This is a genomic window from Vibrio penaeicida (assembly GCF_002933855.1).
GTDB classification, from domain to species: domain Bacteria; phylum Pseudomonadota; class Gammaproteobacteria; order Enterobacterales; family Vibrionaceae; genus Vibrio; species Vibrio penaeicida_A.
In genome coordinates, this window is sequence record NZ_BFAQ01000015.1 from 17,393 (window position 1) to 35,706 (window position 18,314).

The following is an 18,314-nucleotide window of genomic DNA, read 5'->3' on the forward strand; positions in this document are numbered from 1 at the left end:
CATGACTGAGCCACTCATTTCTGTAAAAGATTTGTGCGTGGACTACATTACAGACGCGGGCGATGTCCGCGCTTGTAACCACGTAAGTTTTGACATAGGTAAAGGGGAAGTTTTCGGTCTGGCTGGAGAGTCTGGCTGCGGAAAATCCACCGTTGCTTTCTCACTGATGCGTCTTCATAAGCCACCAGCATTCATTACAGGTGGTCAGGTTATCTTCAATGGCGAAGACATCCTTCAGTACGGTGACGAGCGTATGCAATCGTTCCGCTGGAGTGAAATGTCGATGGTATTCCAGAGCGCGATGAACGCGCTCAACCCTGTTCTCACAATGGAAGAGCAGTTCTGCGATGTCATTATGCGTCATACCAATATGACACGTGAACAAGCTGTCCGTCGTGCAGAGGGGTTATTGGAAATAGTTGATATCCACCCTAGCCGCCTAAATGACTACCCGCACCAATTCTCTGGCGGTATGCGTCAAAGGCTGGTTATCGCTATCGCGTTAGCTCTAAACCCTAAAATGATCATTATGGATGAGCCAACTACCGCGCTGGATGTGGTTGTACAGCGAGAAATCCTACAAAAGATCTGCGCATTAAAAGAAGAATTTGGTTTCTCCATTCTATTCATCACTCATGATATATCGTTGATGGTCGAATTCTCCGACCGCATCGGCATCATGTATTCAGGTGAATTGATTGAAGTTGCCCCTTCTAAGGAAATATTGGAAAGCCCGTACCACCCATATACTAAAGGGCTGGGAAGTTCCTTCCCTCCATTAACTGGTCCAAAAACCAAGTTAACTGGCATTCCTGGCAACCCGTTGAACTTACTGGAAATTCCACAAGGTTGTCGATTCCAATCGCGTTGCGACCGCGTACACGAAGCATGTACGACTAATGCAACAACACTGCGTCAAATAGAACCAAACCGCTTCTCTAACTGCCATTTATATGGACAACCAATCGCGACGGCCAAAGCATAGAGCCAACAAAAAATAAAAAAAGCGAAAAGAGAAACTGGAGACAATTATGAGCAAAGATTTTGGCGAACTACTGGTTGAAGGCAAGAATGTCGTAAAAGACTTCCCTATCAACAGTAATTCCTTAAACCAACCTATGATGCGTGCCATTAACGACGTGTCATTCAAAATGTATAAAAGCCGCGGTCTGTCAGTGGTCGGAGAGTCTGGTTCAGGCAAATCCACAACGGCAAAAATGATCGCGAAAATGTACGCCCCAACTGAAGGCATTATCGAATATAAAGGTCGTGACATTCAAGGCATTAGTAGTCGCAAAGACATGATGCATTATCGCGAAGGTGTTCAAATGGTATGGCAAGACCCGTTTGGTTCATTGAACCCAACGCATAATATCTTCCACCATATTGCACGCCCATTGCTGATTCATAAGAAAATCACATCTGGCAATAAAAAAGAGCTCGAAGAACGCGTATACGATCTTCTTGAGCAAGTGGGGCTTATTCCGCCAAAAGAAACGGCAGAAAAGTTCCCTCATCAGCTTTCTGGTGGACAACGCCAGCGCGTTAATTTAGCAAGAAATATTGCCGTTGGCGCTGAGGTCGTTTTGGCTGATGAACCAACCTCGATGTTAGACGTTTCTATCCGTGCAGGTGTACTAAACCTGATGGAAGAGATGAAGTTTGAAAAGCAGATGTCTTTGCTTTACATCACTCACGACATCGCAACAGCGCGTTACATCGCTGAAGACTTAGCCGTTATGTACGTAGGTCATATGGTTGAGTGGGGAGACACTGAAGAGATCATTCACGATCCTCAACACCCTTACACTCAGCTTTTGGTATCGGCTGTGCCGGATCCGAAGAAATCGATCCATGAAAAATTGAAAGGCAACAAAGGGGATATCCCTCTCTGGACACCAGAGTCAGCGGGTTGTCCGTTTGCCGGTCGCTGTACCCACGTTTCCGATAAATGCAAAGAGCAGCTACCGGGTGTTACTCAGCTATCAGACAATCACTTTGTCCGTTGCTATTTGTACGAAAACTAATCTGTACGAAAACCAATCCGTACGAAAACTAGGCTTCGCGAGAAGCAAGCTATACAAGATATTGAGGCACCAATTTGTGCCTCACTGATTTAATTTACGGGAGAACCCAATGCAACTCTTAACTAACCAGATAGGCTATGAGGCTTCAGGCGCTAAGCATGCGGTGCTTTGTGTTGACGAAGCACTCGAAAAAGGCAGCCTAGCTCTACTGGTAAGAGCAGACTCTAAAGACAGCGTTTCTGGAAGCATTGGTTCGGAAGACATGGCTTCTAAGGAGACAGCGTCTGAAGAAATTGTTGCTTCATTCCAGATTGGTGAAGCTACTCAAGTTGCTCACTGGCATCAAGGACTGTTTTGCGAAATCGATTTTTCAGAATTTTCGGAATCCGGTCGCTTCTTGCTGCAAGTTAACGAGTTGCAATCTTCTCCCTTCGATATTCGTGAGGGTGTGTTGATGAACACTACCTTCTCGGATGTCCTTCATTATTTTAAATCCCAACGTTGTGGTGGGATTTACGAGAAACAAGATCGCACTATCCCGCTGCTGAACTCAGACAAAACTGTCGATGTTCGAGGTGGTTGGTACGATGCATCAGGTGATGTCAGTAAATATATGAGCCACCTGTCTTATGCCAATTTTTTAAACCCTCAACAAACTCCAATGGTCGTATGGAATATGTTGAAAGGCTTAGAGTTAGTGGAGGAGCGCTCTGACTTTGCAGCATATTCTCGGGTGAGGCTAACAGAAGAAGCACTGTTTGGTGCCGACTTCTTAGCCCGTATGCAACACCCGGAGGGTTTCTTTTACATGACGGTCTTTGACAAATGGAGCAAAGACATAAAGCAACGGGAGATTTGTGCCTACGAGACGCAGGACGGTCACAAAAAAGACGACTACCATGCAGGTTTTCGTCAAGGTGGCGGAATGGCAATCGCAGCCCTAGCTTCCGCTTCTCGGCTTGATGTGTGTGGCGACTTTTCGCAAGAACATTACCTAGAAGCGGCGGAAAAAGGCTATTGGCACTTAAAGGAGTACAATACTCGCTACCTCAATGATGGTGTAGAGAACATTATTGATGAGTATTGCGCATTGATGGCCTGTGTTGAGTTATACCGTTCAACTGGTGAACAATGCTACCTGTCGGAGGCGCAAATGTGGGCTAATCGCCTATCGTTACGCCAGCTTACCGACGCACGTTTTGAACATTACTGGGCTGCCACAGACGATGGCAGTCGCCCTTATTATCACGCGGCAGAAGCAGGATTACCCGTTATTGCCCTTTGTGAATATTTGTCTGTTGAAAGACGCGAATCGCAAAAAGAAAAAATCCAAGAAGTCATCAATCAAGCGGTTGAGTTCGAACTTAATATCACTCATCACGTAGATAACCCATTTGGTTACCCTCGCCAATACGTTAAATCGGTTAATGGTGTAAAACGAGATGCGTTCTTTGTCGCACACGAAAACGAATCTGGGTATTGGTGGCAGGGCGAAAATGCTCGCTTAGGTTCCCTTTCAAGCATGGTTTATCTTGCCAAGCCATATATCACCGAATCGTTGCAAACTAAAGCTCAAGCTTATGCTCAGCGCTGTCTCGACTGGATCGTTGGCCTCAATCCCTATGACATGTGCATGCTAGATGGATACGGAAAAAACAACCCAGATTACTTACCACAATATGGTTTTTATAACGCTAAAGGTGGTATTTGCAACGGGATAACAGGTGGTTTTGACGACGAAGAAGACATCGCTTTCAACCCAGAAGGTCAGAAAGACGACATGCTTCAAAACTGGCGCTGGGGTGAACAATGGATCCCGCATGGCGCTTGGTACTTACTTGCCATCATGGCGCAGTTTTCAGTTCAAACACAAAACGCAGGTCAACCTCAGGATTAAAACGAATGACTCAGTATTTTGTCGGTATAGACGGCGGTGGCACCTCGTGCCGAGCTCGCATCAGAAATGAACAAGGCGAAACACTAGGCGAAGCCAAAAGTGGAAGCGCTAACATCATGTTAGGTGTCCAATTGGCTATGGATTCCATTGTGGCGGCAGTGACAGAAGCCGCCAAGCAAGGTGGGCTATCTGATGCCGATTTAACCAAAATGCATCTTGGAATGGCATTAGCTGGGGCTGAACAAGAATCCTTCTGGCAAGATTTTATGGCACTGCCACATCCTTTTGCCAGCGTCGTACTGAATACTGACGCCTATGGCGCATGTTTGGGTGCTCACAATGGTGAAAATGGCGCCATTATGATCGCCGGAACTGGCTCTTGCGGTATTTTGCTGAAAGACGGCGAACAACATGTTGTAGGTGGGCGAGAGTTTCCTATCTCTGATCAAGGTGGTGGCGCAGTTATGGGGTTACACCTCATTCAACAAGTGCTCTTAGCTGAAGATGGGATCGTGGCAAAAACACCGCTATCTCAACATGTCATGAGTCATTTCGACAACAATATAGACAATATTGTGACTTGGTCTAAATCCGCAAAACCGCGTGATTACGGTCAGTTCTCTCCAGCTATTTTCGAGCATGCCTACCAAGGCGATGAGTTGGGCGTAAAAATGCTTAAGCAAACTGCTTCCGATGTTGAAATGTTCTTAGTGGCATTGAACAAAAGAGGGGCAGAACGCATCGCTCTAATGGGCAGCATTGGTGAACGTATTGTCCAATGGCTATCTCCCCCTGTACAAAACTGGATTGTGACACCTAAACACGATGCCATCGAAGGCGGCATCATGATGGCTGGCAAACCAGAGCACAATCTATTTACTCTAAGGTAATATTTATGAATTATCGTGTCGATCTTGCTGTACTTTCAGAGCAAAATGGCGTCGCTCGCTTTGGTCTTACTCTGCATAATTTGAGTGATCAGGATATTTCTTCTTGGGCACTGCATTTTTCATTAGATCGATACATCCTTACGGATACCTTAACGCAAGGCAAAGTAGAGCAAGTCGGTAGCCATTGCATTCTCAGCCCTCAAAATAGTGAAGCTCTTGCTGCCAACCATCATTACTTTATCGAATTTTCGACTAATACATTCCCATTTCGCTATCTTGCCGACGGTATTGATGATGCCTACCTTGAAATCAAACAAGGTGAAGAATCGAAAAACGTCTCCGTCGATATAACGCCCATTGCTCTCTTGTCCCCCTATAAGAAGCGCGAAAGCATTCCACAAGTAGAAGCGGCAGATATCGCATTAATTCCCAAGCCAAGTAGCATTACGCAGCTAGATGGAACATTTGCGCTCACTCAGATGACTGGCTTTTCAGTTTCGACGTCTTTAGCGGAAGAAGCAACGGAATGGCTAATAGATGAAATAGCTCAAACGGCTAATATCAACCTGACACGCAATGAAAACGGGAATGTCATCTTTAGGAGTAATCCTACACTCGATAAAGGTCATTACAGCCTTAACGTTCAAGAGCATTCAATTACGTTAGAATCCGGCTCTCATTCTGGTTTTATGCATGCATGTGCGACCTTGATGCAGCTTATCTCGGCCAAGCAGGTCAATACTCACGTTCCGTGCATGACAATTAAAGACAACCCGAGATACAGCTACCGCGGCATGATGCTCGATTGCGCAAGGCATTTTCACAGCGTTGAACAAGTGAAAAAGATGATTAACCATCTTGCTTACTACAAATTTAACTACTTCCATTGGCACCTGACCGATGACGAAGGCTGGCGAATTGAAATTAAGGCATTTCCAGAGTTAACTGACATCGGTGCTAAACGTGGTCCGGGAATGGCAAATGATGCTCAATACAGCCATTTAGCCACACCTTATGATGGTTTCTATACGCAAGAAGACATAAAGGAAGTCATCGAATACGCCGCGCAACGTGCCATTACGGTAATACCTGAAATTGATATTCCTGGTCACTGCCGCGCAGCGATAAAAGCTTTGCCCGACTTATTAGTCGATAAAGAAGATCAATCCGAATATTTAAGTATCCAAAACTACTCCGACAATGTGCTTTCTCCAGCCATTGATGGCACTTATCAGTTCTTGGATACCGTGCTCACAGAAGTTTCAGATTTGTTCCCTTCGCCTTACGTTCACATTGGTGCGGATGAAGTTCCCAAAAATGTTTGGACCAAAAGCCCTCGTTGCCAAGCAATGATGAAAGAATTTGGTTACGACGATGCCAAAGAACTGCAAGGACATCTATTACGCCACGCTGAGAAAAAGCTGAAGTCCCTCGGAAAACGCATGTTGGGCTGGGAAGAAGCGAAACACGGCAATAAAGTCTCTAAAGAGACCGTTATTTATTCTTGGGTGAACGAAGAAGCTGCATTGGAATGTGCAAAAGATGGGTTTGACGTCGTGCTTCAACCTGCTCAAACCACGTACCTCGACATGACACAAGACTACGCGCCAGAAGAGCCGGGAGTCGACTGGGCCAATCCAATCCCTCTTGAAATGGCTTACCACTATGAACCATTAAATGAAGTTTCAGATGATGACCCAATTCGCCAAAGAATCTGGGGAATTCAGTGCGCCTTATGGTGTGAAAAAATATCAGACCCATCTCGTCTTGAATACATGGTATTCCCACGAATTTCTGCACTAGCGGAAGTCAGTTGGAGCCAAACCAAACAACGAGATTGGCTGGACTATTTGTCCAGATTGAAAGGACATCTGCCTCATTGGCAACGCTTGGGCGTGAATTACCGCTCGCCTTGGCAAGATTAACATTGCGTCAAGCAACGGCTTAGACGAAGAAATTACTCGTTTTTTTACTGCAACCCTTCGCAGTTTGTTTAAAAGGAAAGAACCATGAAATACGGCTATTTCGATAACGATAATCGTGAATATGTCATTACGCGTCCAGATGCACCAGCGCCATGGACAAACTACTTAGGCACGGAAAAGTTCTGTACTGTGATTTCTCATAACGCAGGCGGTTACTCATTCTATAACTCTCCAGAATACAACCGTGTCACTAAGTTTCGTCCAAATGCGACACTTGATCGCCCAGGGCATTACGTTTACCTGCGTGACGATGAAACAGGTGATTACTGGTCAATTTCATGGCAGCCAGTGGCAAAAAGCCTAGATGAAGCGAATTACGAAGTTCGTCATGGTCTTTCTTACTCAAAATTCAAATGTGAATATGCGGGTATTACTGCGACCAAAACACTGTTTGTACCAAAAGGCGAAGATGCAGAAATCTGGGATGTTGTTCTTAAAAATACGTCAGATAAACCTCGTACAATCAGTGCATTTTCATTTGTTGAATTCTCGTTCAGCCATATCCAATCGGACAACCAAAACCATCAAATGTCTTTGTACTCTGCAGGTACGGAATACAAAGAGGGTGTGATTGAGTATGACCTGTACTACAACACAAATGACTTTGAAGGCTTCTACTACCTAGCTTCTACGTTCAGCCCAGACTCATACGATGGCCAGCGCGACAGCTTTCTAGGCGCGTATCGCGACGAAGCGAACCCAATCGCAGTTGAAAACGGCAAGTGTTCTAACACAGCGCAAACTTGTTACAACCACTGTGGCTCACTGCACAAGCAATTCACTATCCAACCAGGTGAAGAAGTGCGTTTTGCCTACATTCTAGGTATTGGTAAAGGCAACGGCGAGCGCCTACGTGAAAAATACCAAGATCTCAATGAAGTGGATGCAGCATTTGATAGCATTAAAGCTCACTGGGATGAGCGTTGTGCCAAGTTCCAAGTGAAGTCACCAAACGAAGGCTTGGACACCATGATCAACACATGGACGCTATACCAAGCAGAAACATGTGTGGTTTGGTCTCGCTTTGCCTCTTTCATTGAAGTGGGCGGTCGTACTGGTTTGGGTTACCGTGATACCGCGCAAGATGCCATTTCTGTGCCTCACTCCAATGCTGAAATGACTCGCAAGCGCCTCGTTGATCTTCTACGTGGTCAGGTTAAAGCGGGCTACGGCTTACACCTATTTGATCCTGATTGGTTTGATCCTGAAAAAGCAGACGTTGAGCCTTCAAAATCGCCAACAGTCGTTCCAACGCCTTCCGATGAAGACAAGATCCACGGCATTGAAGATACATGCTCAGACGATCACTTATGGTTGGTTCCTACGATCTGTAAGTACGTTATGGAAACGGGCGAAGAAAGCTTCTTCGACGAAAGCATTCCATACGCAGACGGTGGCGATGCATCCGTTTATGATCACATGAAAGCAGCCCTAGACTTCTCGGCTAAATACGTTGGACAAACAGGTATTTGTAAAGGTCTGCGCGCAGACTGGAACGACTGTCTGAACCTAGGTGGCGGTGAGTCATCAATGGTGTCATTCCTTCATTTCTGGGCACTGCAAGAATTTATCGACCTCGCCAAATACCGTGGCAACGATGAAGATGTTGCTAAGTACACTGAAATGGCAGCAAACGTTCGTGAAGCTTGTGAAACGCACCTTTGGGACGACGAAGGTGGCTGGTACATCCGTGGTCTAACAAAGAATGGCGAAAAAATTGGTACAGCCCAGCAAAAAGAAGGCCGTGTACACCTAGAGTCCAATACTCTGGCGGTACTGTCTGGAGCGGTATCTCAAGAACGCGGCGAAAAAGCAATGGACGCGGTTGATGAGAACCTATTCTCTGAATACGGTCTGCACCTAAACGCACCTTCTTTTGCTACACCAAACGACGACATCGGTTTTGTTACTCGTGTTTATCAAGGCGTAAAAGAAAACGGGGCGATCTTCTCTCACCCGAACCCTTGGGCATGGGTTGCAGAAGCGAAATTGGGTCGTGGCGACCGTGCAATGAAATTCTTCGATGCATTGAACCCGTACAACCAAAACGAGAACATCGAAAAGCGTGTCGCTGAACCATACTCCTACGTACAGTTCATCATGGGTCGCGACCACCAAGATCATGGCCGTGCAAACCACCCTTGGTTAACGGGTACGTCTGGCTGGGCATATTTCGCCGTGACCAACTTTATTCTTGGTGTAAGTGCTGGATTTGAAGGCTTAAGTATTGATCCTTGTATCCCAACCGAATGGCCTGGATTTGAAGTGAGGCGTCAATGGCGTGGAGCAACGTACAACATTAAAGTGCAAAACCCAGATTCCGTCAGCAAGGGCGTGAAATCTATCACTGTGAATGGCGAAGCGGTAAGCGGCGTAGTTCCAGTACAAGCTGAAGGCAGCATCAACGACGTTGTCGTTGTTCTTGGATAAATTAGCTGTTCTAGGCTAACCCTTTTTGGTGGGAGAACTTTCTCCCACCCATTTATTTTTTGGTTCATTGTGAACCACGGAGAGAAATAGGATTTTAATATGATTAAGTTCGGTACAGGTGGCTGGCGCGCCTTTATCGGCGAAGAGTTCACCAAAGACAACGTTCGTCTGGTGGCTCAAGCCGTAGCCAATATCATGTTAAACGAAAAAGTAGAGGACAAAGGTTTCATTGTCGGTTACGACAGACGCTTCCTTTCTGATAAAGCAGGCAGCTGGTTTGCAGAAGTACTTGCCGCCAACGGCATCACCGTCAGCTTTATCAATAAGTTTGTTCCTACCCCAATAGTGATGTTTAAAGCAAAAGAGATGGGCTGTGCCTACTCAGCTTGCATTACTGCATCGCACAACCCTGCCGATTACAATGGCATAAAAGTCTTCATTGAAGGCGGTCGAGACGCAGACGAGATCATCACGCAAAAAATTGAAGATCAAATCTCAACGCTCACGCTTGATCAAGTCAAAAGTACCGACTTTGAGCAAGCTGTAGCTGACAAAACCATCATCGAAATCAACCCAATGAACGAGTTCGTTGACTCGATCATTAACTTTATTGATATCGAAGCGATCAAAAAAGCCAACTTGCGTGTGCTGATCGATCCTATGTTCGGTGTTGCAAAGAACGCACTACAAACGGTATTGATCAATGGACGTTGTGATGTAGACGTGATCAATGATGGCAAGAACCCAGATTTTGGCGGGCTGATGCCTTCTCCAAGTGCAGCCACGCTTTACCGATTAAAGCATTTGGTTGCCGCTGAAGGGTATGACATTGGTATCGGTACCGATGGCGATGCTGACCGCTTGGGCATTATTGATGAAAAAGGTGACTTCATTCACCCCAATGAAGTTCTAATTCTGCTGTACTACTATTTACTGAAGTACAAAGGTTGGAAAGGGTCGGTTGTACGTAACATCGCAACGACTCACCTCCTAGATAAGATTGCGGAAGATAACGGCGAAAAATCTTTTGAAGTGCCGGTTGGCTTTAAGCATATCAGCTCTCAAATGGAAGCAGATGATTCCTTGATTGGTGGTGAAAGCTCAGGCGGTTTGACCATTCGCGGTCACATCAAAGGCAAAGACGGCGTGTTCGCATCCAGCCTATTGGTTGAGATGATCAGTGTAACGGGTAAGAAACTCTCTGAATTACTGGATGAGATCTACAGCCAATATGGCTATGCCTATACTGCTGAAGGTGATTGCACTTTTAAACCAAGCGAGAAAGAAGCCCTTTACAACAAGATTTATGTTGAAAAGCAGCTTCCTGAGTTTGAATTTGAAATTGAAAAAGTCAGCTATGAAGATGGCGCAAAAGTTTACTTTAAAAATGGTGGCTGGGTGATTGCAAGATTCTCAGGTACTGAACCTTTGCTTCGTATCTTCTCTGAAATGAAAGACAAAGAAACTGCTGAAGCGACCGTTGCTTTGGTCAAAGAGTTCTTGTCACTCTGATCCTAAAGAACAATTGTCACAATTATTCTTTACGATACTTTGGACACACCGAGTTGCTAGTCACAGCTCGGTGTTCACCTATCAATTGATGGTGATATACCCCTATAGGTCCAAAAACAAAGCCCAGCATTTGCTGGGCTTTATCCTTTCTATTTCTAAATCTGGTTTTCGTCAAAACGCTAAAACACCATCAGATTCTATCTGAACATTCACTTTTTGGTTGATATCTAACGCTTCAGAAGAACTGGCAATCAAACGCGTGCCATTGGCTTCTATTATGTAGCGACAGTGGTCACCCATAAATTGCTGCTCAAGAATATGAATACTACTTTCACTATCAGCACTTACCTTAACGTGTTGAGGACGCAGCAGTAATTCACACTCTTGATCCATGCGAATCTCCGCCTGAGCTAAAGCCCCTAATACGCCAAACGCAGTATCAAACTGATCACTCGACAAGCGCTTCGCGGGCAGGTAACTTCCTCCACCAAGGAAATCCGCAACGAATTTACTGGAAGGTTGGTAATACAGCTCAGATGCGCTGCCAAACTGCTCAATAACACCATTATTCATCACCGCCATCTTATCGGAGAAGGCAAACGCTTCTTCACGGCTATGTGTTACAAAGATCGCGGTTACGCCTTGAGCTTTAAAGATCTTACGTATTTCTCGGATTAATTCATGGCGCACTTGCGTATCAATATTTGAAAATGGTTCGTCTAGCAATAAAAGATCGGGCTTGTACGCCAATGAACGAGCAATAGCGACACGCTGCTGCTGACCACCAGACAACTGATGAGGAAAACGATCGCCAAATTCATCCAATTTAACGAGCTTAAGCATTTCTGCTACTTTGTTCGTTTTCTCGGCTTCATTGCTCGTGCGCAGTCCAAAGCCTACATTTTGTTCCACAGTCAAATGAGGGAATAAGGCGTAATCTTGGAAAATCATGCCAATATTGCGCTTTTCTGGTGGCACCCAATCTTTACCATTGTCAATGGTTTGGCAGTTAAGCGTCATCGTCCCGCTCGCCAATGGAAGCAAGCCTGCTATTGCTTTTAGCAATGTCGTTTTACCGCAACCACTTGCTCCCAGTAAACACACTATTTCACCGTGTTCAACGGTCAAAGATAATGATTCCAGCACTGTCTGGGTTTGATACTGACACGTCAGATTTTCAATTGTTAATGCACAACTCATCAGTGATTTTGCTCCAGTGAACGGTTAACCATAATCAAGGGGATAAGTCCCACAAGCACCAACAGAACAGCCGGCATTGCCGCCAGCTCTAGCTGTTCGTCTGACGCGTAGTTAAAAACGTACGTTGCCAGTGTTTCAAAATTAAAGGGACGTAAAAGCAAGGAGGCATTGAGCTCTTTCATACATTCAATAAAGACGAGCAACCCCGCAATCAGCGCACCACGTCTCACTAATGGCAGATGGATTTTTCTAAGCATTTCATTGGCATTACAACCCATGGTGCGTGTCGCCATATCCAAAGAAGGTGATATCTTGTTCATGCTGCTTTCCACGCTACCTATCGCAACGGCCGAGAATCGAACCACCATGGCAAAAATAAGCGCAAACATAGAACCAGACAGCAATAACCCCGGTGGAGTAAGTTCCATCCATTTTGCAAAGTCGTTGATGCCATGCTCTACCGTATTAACAAAGGTCATTACACCAATGGCAAGGACTGTTCCCGGCACTGCATAACCCATTGAAGAAAAACGCATCGACATAACACTGTTTCTTCCAGGGTTGACTCGCTGGCAGAAGTTCACAATTAGGGCGACAGCCACACCAAACACTGCTGCAGTGAGTGATACCTGTAGGCTATTCAATGAATATTGGCGAAATTCATCCGTCCAGCTTTGTGCAAAATAGGTATAGGCGTACGAACACAATTGAAGAAGCGGTAAAATGAATGCGGCTGAGACCAGCCCCCAACACCACACTAGAGCTGCCCATTTCTTCCAACCTTGAAGTTCGTATCTCACATCTTCATGGCTATTAAAATGAGTTTGAAACAACTTTTGTCTGCGACGACTGTAGCGCTCCGCACTGATCAATAAGATCACGACCATTAACATGATAGAAGATATCTTAGCGGCTGCGGGCAATTCTGAATGATCAAGCCATGTATCATAGACAGCGGTTGTTAACGTATGAACAGCAAAGTAGTTTACGGTGCCAAAATCACCAATGGTTTCCATCGCAACAAGTGAAAGCCCCACCGCAATGGACGGTCTTGCCAACGGCATAGAAATTCGAAAGAAGCTAGTAATAGGCGAGCATTTGAGCAAACGAGCCGATTGAAGCAACGAAACATTCTGCTCCATAAAAGCAGCACGCCCCAAAAGGTATACGTAAGGGTATAAAACCAAAGCAAGAATAATAACAGCGCCAGTCAGAGTTCGAATATCGGGAAACCAATACTCACCTGGTCCCCACCCTGTCAGATCCCTCAGTAACATCTGAATGGGTCCTGGAAAATCAAACCAGTCCGTATAGACGTAGGCAACAATGTAACTAGGCATAGCTAATGGAAGTACCAATGCCCATTGCAGAATTTTTTCAGTAGGAAGCTTACACATGGCCATGAGCCATGCGCTGGGTACACCGAGTAAAATCGAAAGCAGCATAACACCAGCAACAAGTTTTATGGTGTTTGCTATGTAGATAGGCAGGACGGTGCTCATCAGATGCGGAAAAATATCCGACGGGCCGATGGACATATAAAAAATGGCAATTATTGGTAGTGCCAACAGCCCAGCAACACTCCAGCTGCTGATTTTCCAAGTAGTATGATTTTCTTTCATTGCCTAACGACTTCAAAGCAATATAAAGCTATGTTCACTTCATATCCCTTTTAAAAAATGCGGTAATTAGGAAAGTATATCAAAACGACTCTCATTTTGCTTTTTAATCCCTAAAAACTAACAAAGCCATCATTAACAATGAAATGAGTCAGCAACATCTTAGAGTTACTACTATCTGCACTGTTTATGATGGCTTTAAAAGGCATTTGCTCAATCACGAACGGACAACAGCCCCTAATAGATTGAGCAAAAGTTTCGAATTACAGGTCGAATTTAACTTCGTCTAGAAGTTTGATCGCTTTAGAGTGGTTACCTGCGATTTCTTCAAGAGAGATAGTATCTGCTTTGAAGTCACCCCAAGATGCAACTAGCTCAGAACGCTTAACACCTGCTTTAACTGGGTATTCGAAGTTTACTTCCGCGTACATAGCCTGAGCTTTGTTTTCTGTTAGGAATTCCATTAACTTTTTAGCATTCGCTTTATTTGGCGAGTGCTTAGCCATAGCCATACCACTGATGTTCACGTGAGTACCAGCTGCTTTTTGGTTAGGGAAATTAATGTAAACCGCTTCAGCCCAAGCAAGTTGATCTTTGTTGTTTACCATCTTGCCAAGGTAGTAGCTGTTACCCAAAGATACGTCACATAGACCTTCTTTGATCGCTTTAACTTGTGCACGATCGTTACCTTGAGGCTTACGTGCTAGGTTAGCTTTAACGCCTTCCAACCAAGTTTTCGTTGCCGCTTCACCTTTATGAGCAATCATAGAAGAGATAAGAGAAACGTTGTAAGGGTGCTTACCGCTACGAGTACAAATCTTGCCTTTGAATTGTGGCTTAGCGAGATCTTCGTATGTGAAGTCTTCACCTAGTTTGCCAACACGCTCACGAGAAGAGTAAACATTACGAGTACGTGTTGTGATACCAAACCACTCATTGTTATTGTCTTGATACTGAGCTGGAATGTTCGCTTCAATCACGTCGCTGTTTACAGATTGTACAAGACCTTTTTTAGACAACTCGGCCAGACGGCTGATGTCTACAGTTAGAATAACGTCTGCAGGGCTGTACTCGCCTTCTTGAGCTAGCTTTTCAGCCAAACCTTTCTTTGCAAACTTAACGTTTACTTTAATGCCAGTTTCTTTAGTGAACTCTTTGAACATTGGTTCAACCAAGAAAGGCTGACGGTAAGAGTATACGTTAACTTCTTCAGCGGCCATTGCAGAAGGAGCAACCACACCACACGCAATGGCGGAAAGGGTCAGCAATTTTTTCATCGTATTCGTCCTTAGTGAAAGCATAATGATAATGTTTATCAGTCGCCTTATTATATTCAAACGAATCTCATTGACAATCATACATTCTGTATCTAGATCAAAAAAACCTGTCATTTCTGACAGGTTTATCATTAATTTTGGTAACGACATGTTTCGTCTCAGTTTTATTTCACTGATACAAACTCCGGATAAGCCCCTACTCCACAGTCGTGCATGTCCATACCTTCAAGCTCTTCTTCTTCCGTCACTCGGATGCCCATTGTTACTTTGAGAACATACCAAACTACTAAACTTGCTCCGAACACCCAAGCAAAGATAACAGCTGCTCCAAGAAGCTGAGTTGAGAAAGCGGCGTCTGCGTTACTCACTGGTACCATCATCAACCCAAATAGACCACATACACCGTGCACTGAAATCGCGCCTACAGGATCATCTATTTTTACTTTGTCCATCGCGACAATACTGAACACCACCAACGCACCTGCAGCTACACCAATTCCGACAGCAACCAGAGGAGAAGGAGACAGTGGATCTGCTGTGATAGCGACTAGACCCGCTAACGCACCGTTTAACACCATGGTTAAGTCTGCTTTACCCCAAGTTGTTTTACACACAAGCAGTGCTGCGATTGCGCCAGCTGCTGCGGCTGCATTGGTGTTCAGGAAGATTTGACCTACCGCGGTCGCATTTTCAAAGTCCGACACCATCAATTGAGAACCACCGTTAAATCCGAACCAACCGAACCATAAGATAAACGTACCCAATGTTGCTAAAGGCATGTTTGAACCTGGAATTGGGTAGATTTCTCCATTCTTACCATATTTGCCTTTACGCGCACCAAGTAGCACGACGCCAGCTAGTGCAGCAGCTGCACCCGCCATGTGCACGATGCCAGAGCCTGCGAAATCACTGAAGCCTGCTTCTGACAAGAAACCGCCTCCCCAAGTCCAGTAACCTTCCATTGGGTAAATAAACGCAGTTAATACAACGGAGAAAATCAAGAACGACCAAAGCTTCATTCGCTCAGCCACCGCCCCTGAAACAACCGACATGGCGGTAGCAACAAACACGACTTGGAAAAAGAAATCAGACTCAAGGGAGTGATCTGCACCTTCACCTTGAGTGCCAATCAATGCGCCAAATGATGGCAACCAACCACCTTCAGCATTATCCACGTACATAACGTGATAACCAACCAACAAGAATGTCGTACAGGCAATCGCATACAAGCAAATGTTTTTGGTCAGAATTTCGGTAGTATTTTTTGAGCGAACCAACCCCGCTTCTAACATGGCAAAGCCAGCGGCCATCCACATAACTAATGCACCTGAAATGAGAAAGAAAAAGGTGTCCAGTGCATATCTGAGTTCGGCTACAGTTACTGATAGTTCCATAATAAAATCCTCAATTCCTTAAAGTGCTTCTGAATCCATTTCACCTGTACGAATTCGAATCGCTTGGTGAAGGTCATAAACAAAAATCTTACCGTCGCCAATTTTTCCCGTATGTGCTGCGTTGGTAATCGCTTCTACAACGCGGTCAACATTATCTGCTTGGGTGGCGATTTCTAATTTTACTTTTGGCAGGAAATCAACTTGGTATTCCGCCCCTCGGTACAATTCGGTATGTCCTTTTTGACGACCGAAGCCTTTCACTTCGCTGACGGTCATCCCCTCAATACCTACGTCCGACAAAGCTTCCCTTACGTCGTCAAGTTTGAATGGTTTAATAATGGCATTGATTATTTTCATCACGTCCTCTCTGATTTGGTGTAATCCGTTAACACCTAGACAACAATCAAGGAGCGTGCCAAAAACCTAATAAGCTGATTCTAAAGAATTAATGTACTTTCGATGATTAAACAAAAAAGAGGATGCACAATATTGGTGCATCCTCTTCCCGAATTTGAAGCAGAGCTCAATCATTTCCCCATTTTGGGGACAGGGTAATGAAAAGCTGAAATTTGAAGCGTTAGTAAGATTTCACGAAGTCCTTCCACGCCTTGACCAAATCAACAAAATCCTCGAAACCACAACTCGCACTACTCTCACTTTCGTAAATGTGCATATCTGGCTCATCACATTCAGGCTGGTAAGCGAAACCATTTTCTTGAATAGTCACTTCTTCACGGGTGATCAATACACTGATCTCTCGCCCTTCGATTTTGTCTTCGTGATGCTGACCGTCAACCATCCACTCAAGCCTTTGCAAAATACCGTCAATCACACGGATTTGAGCGTTCACCTCTTCTTGAAGCCAACGTCCTACGATCTCATGCCCCATACTGCATTTAACTAAATAATCTCCAGTCAGGCTGTTCTTTGTGAATTGATATTCCATGGCGTTTTACTCGCAAAATCTTGAGGGAGCGGAGTGTATCACTTAGTAGAAGGAGAGGCGAAGCTCACCTAATTCTAATTTTAGAAAATAAAGAGGAAGTGAGTGATACGATAGTGAGATTAGAAAGTAAAAAGCGCAGGCAAAGCTGCGCTTACAAAGATTAAAGACCTGAGATCGTATCTTCGGAAGAGTTGTAATAACCGGTCCTTACACTTCCACCATGATTACTCACTTTCACTTCTTTTGTATTTGCTACATAAGTAATATCAGCACTTACAGAACGAGTACTCAAATACTCAGCGATGTAGCGGTGATCTCCTTGAGAATTTTCACTGTAGCTGAATGTCGTGTTTCCATGCTCAAAATGCGAATAAAGTATATTCGTTGGTGTTTGCTCTACAGTGAATTCGTATTTAAATGCTTTATCTTTAGCGTCATAGCTAAATATTTCTGGTTTAAATGCCGTTTCAATCAAAGGAAAATCCGGAATTGAAATATCAAAAGATGCACTAGTTAGAATAAAGCCAGCACCACCATTTTTTATTGAAAGTGAAACATCTAAAGTACCCAAATTGCCGACAGTCAAAGGCGTATCAGTCAAAGCTGAGTTTGTCAAAAGTTCAAGAAATTTATCGTCCGTTTGACCTGATGCCTTGGCTAATGAATTAAGAACTACAGAGTTTACATAAGCGACTTGTCGAGCTGCATTTTCAACATCAACTGTCAATAAGCTATGACCTTTAAGGTTAACGATTGGACCGTACAAAGCCTCAAGAGGTAAATTTACATCAACATGTGCTCCTTTTGGACTCACTGTATCGGTAGAACCACTTCCACCTCCGCAACCCGATAATACCAAGGAGGATGCCAAAACTACAAAAACACTCTTTTTCATTTATTTACTACCTAATAACCAACAAAGCACGCATGGTACATTCAGATAATTAATATTCAAAGAGTTACTCATTGATATGACTCACATTATTCTATAAATAATGACTCTATTTCTCGTTTAGTTTACTTTGGTACTTCCTTACTTTCGAAAAAACATAAATGTTAAACAATTACAGTCAGTTAAAATCATACTCATTGCCATTTTGAAAATTAAACATACATTCAAGAACAATTCGGCATCTT

General features: G+C 44.4%; 14 protein-coding genes. 7 read left to right on the forward strand and 7 right to left on the reverse strand.

The window, feature by feature from the left end:
* The first annotated feature begins 1 nt into the window (after position 1).
* The 7 genes from VPNCDNU1_RS08360 (at position 2) to VPNCDNU1_RS08390 (ending at position 10,741) form a co-directional block, all read left to right on the forward strand.
* The gene (locus tag VPNCDNU1_RS08360; protein ID WP_104399928.1) at positions 2-985 is read left to right on the forward strand and encodes an ABC transporter ATP-binding protein; all 984 of its coding nucleotides are present in this window, start codon (positions 2-4) and stop codon (positions 983-985) included.
* A gap of 46 nt (positions 986-1,031) precedes the next feature.
* The gene (locus VPNCDNU1_RS08365) at positions 1,032-2,027 is read left to right on the forward strand and encodes an ABC transporter ATP-binding protein (RefSeq protein ID WP_104399929.1); all 996 of its coding nucleotides are present in this window, start codon (positions 1,032-1,034) and stop codon (positions 2,025-2,027) included.
* 109 nt (positions 2,028-2,136) lie between these two features.
* Complete coding sequence (locus tag VPNCDNU1_RS08370; RefSeq protein WP_104399930.1) at positions 2,137-3,924, forward strand: glycoside hydrolase family 9 protein; 1,788 nt, start codon at positions 2,137-2,139, stop codon at positions 3,922-3,924.
* Between the two features lie 5 nt (positions 3,925-3,929).
* Complete coding sequence (locus tag VPNCDNU1_RS08375; protein WP_104399931.1) at positions 3,930-4,814, forward strand: N-acetylglucosamine kinase; 885 nt, start codon at positions 3,930-3,932, stop codon at positions 4,812-4,814.
* Positions 4,815-4,819: 5 nt separating this feature from the next.
* Positions 4,820-6,739 carry a beta-N-acetylhexosaminidase gene (locus VPNCDNU1_RS08380; protein WP_104399932.1) on the forward strand — a complete coding sequence of 640 codons (1,920 nt, stop codon included), beginning with the start codon at positions 4,820-4,822 and terminating at the stop codon, positions 6,737-6,739.
* An 84-nt stretch (positions 6,740-6,823) separates the two neighbouring features.
* On the forward strand, positions 6,824-9,229 hold the full coding sequence (locus VPNCDNU1_RS08385; protein ID WP_104399933.1) for a GH36-type glycosyl hydrolase domain-containing protein: 2,406 nt from the start codon (positions 6,824-6,826) through the stop codon (positions 9,227-9,229).
* A gap of 99 nt (positions 9,230-9,328) precedes the next feature.
* Positions 9,329-10,741, forward strand: a complete 1,413-nt coding sequence (locus VPNCDNU1_RS08390; protein WP_104399934.1) for a phosphoglucomutase/phosphomannomutase family protein — start codon at positions 9,329-9,331, stop codon at positions 10,739-10,741.
* A 171-nt stretch (positions 10,742-10,912) separates the two neighbouring features.
* Here VPNCDNU1_RS08390 and VPNCDNU1_RS08395 read toward each other — a convergent pair whose 3' ends face one another.
* The 7 genes from VPNCDNU1_RS08395 to VPNCDNU1_RS08425 all read right to left on the reverse strand — a co-directional run bounded on the left by VPNCDNU1_RS08395 (position 10,913) and on the right by VPNCDNU1_RS08425 (position 18,072).
* Positions 10,913-11,941, reverse strand: a complete 1,029-nt coding sequence (locus VPNCDNU1_RS08395; RefSeq protein ID WP_104399935.1) for an ABC transporter ATP-binding protein — start codon at positions 11,939-11,941, stop codon at positions 10,913-10,915.
* Positions 11,941-13,563: an ABC transporter permease gene (locus VPNCDNU1_RS08400; RefSeq protein WP_104399936.1), complete on the reverse strand. Its 1,623-nt coding sequence runs from the start codon at positions 13,561-13,563 to the stop codon at positions 11,941-11,943. Before VPNCDNU1_RS08400 ends, VPNCDNU1_RS08395 begins: the two co-directional genes overlap by 1 nt.
* A 260-nt stretch (positions 13,564-13,823) precedes the next feature.
* Positions 13,824-14,837, reverse strand: a complete 1,014-nt coding sequence (locus tag VPNCDNU1_RS08405) for a Fe(3+) ABC transporter substrate-binding protein (protein WP_104399937.1) — start codon at positions 14,835-14,837, stop codon at positions 13,824-13,826.
* A gap of 164 nt (positions 14,838-15,001) precedes the next feature.
* Positions 15,002-16,231, reverse strand: a complete 1,230-nt coding sequence (locus VPNCDNU1_RS08410; RefSeq protein ID WP_101113277.1) for an ammonium transporter — start codon at positions 16,229-16,231, stop codon at positions 15,002-15,004.
* Between the two features lie 18 nt (positions 16,232-16,249).
* Positions 16,250-16,588 (reverse strand): P-II family nitrogen regulator, encoded by a 339-nt coding sequence (glnK, locus tag VPNCDNU1_RS08415; protein ID WP_101113278.1) that lies wholly within the window; start codon positions 16,586-16,588, stop codon positions 16,250-16,252.
* 220 nt (positions 16,589-16,808) lie between these two features.
* Entirely contained in the window at positions 16,809-17,177 is a 369-nt protein-coding gene (locus tag VPNCDNU1_RS08420; RefSeq protein WP_104399938.1) for a YacL family protein, read from the reverse strand.
* A 160-nt stretch (positions 17,178-17,337) separates the two neighbouring features.
* A complete protein-coding gene (locus VPNCDNU1_RS08425; protein WP_104399939.1) occupies positions 17,338-18,072 on the reverse strand; it encodes a hypothetical protein in 735 nt (244 codons plus the stop codon).
* Positions 18,073-18,314: the final 242 nt, after the last annotated feature.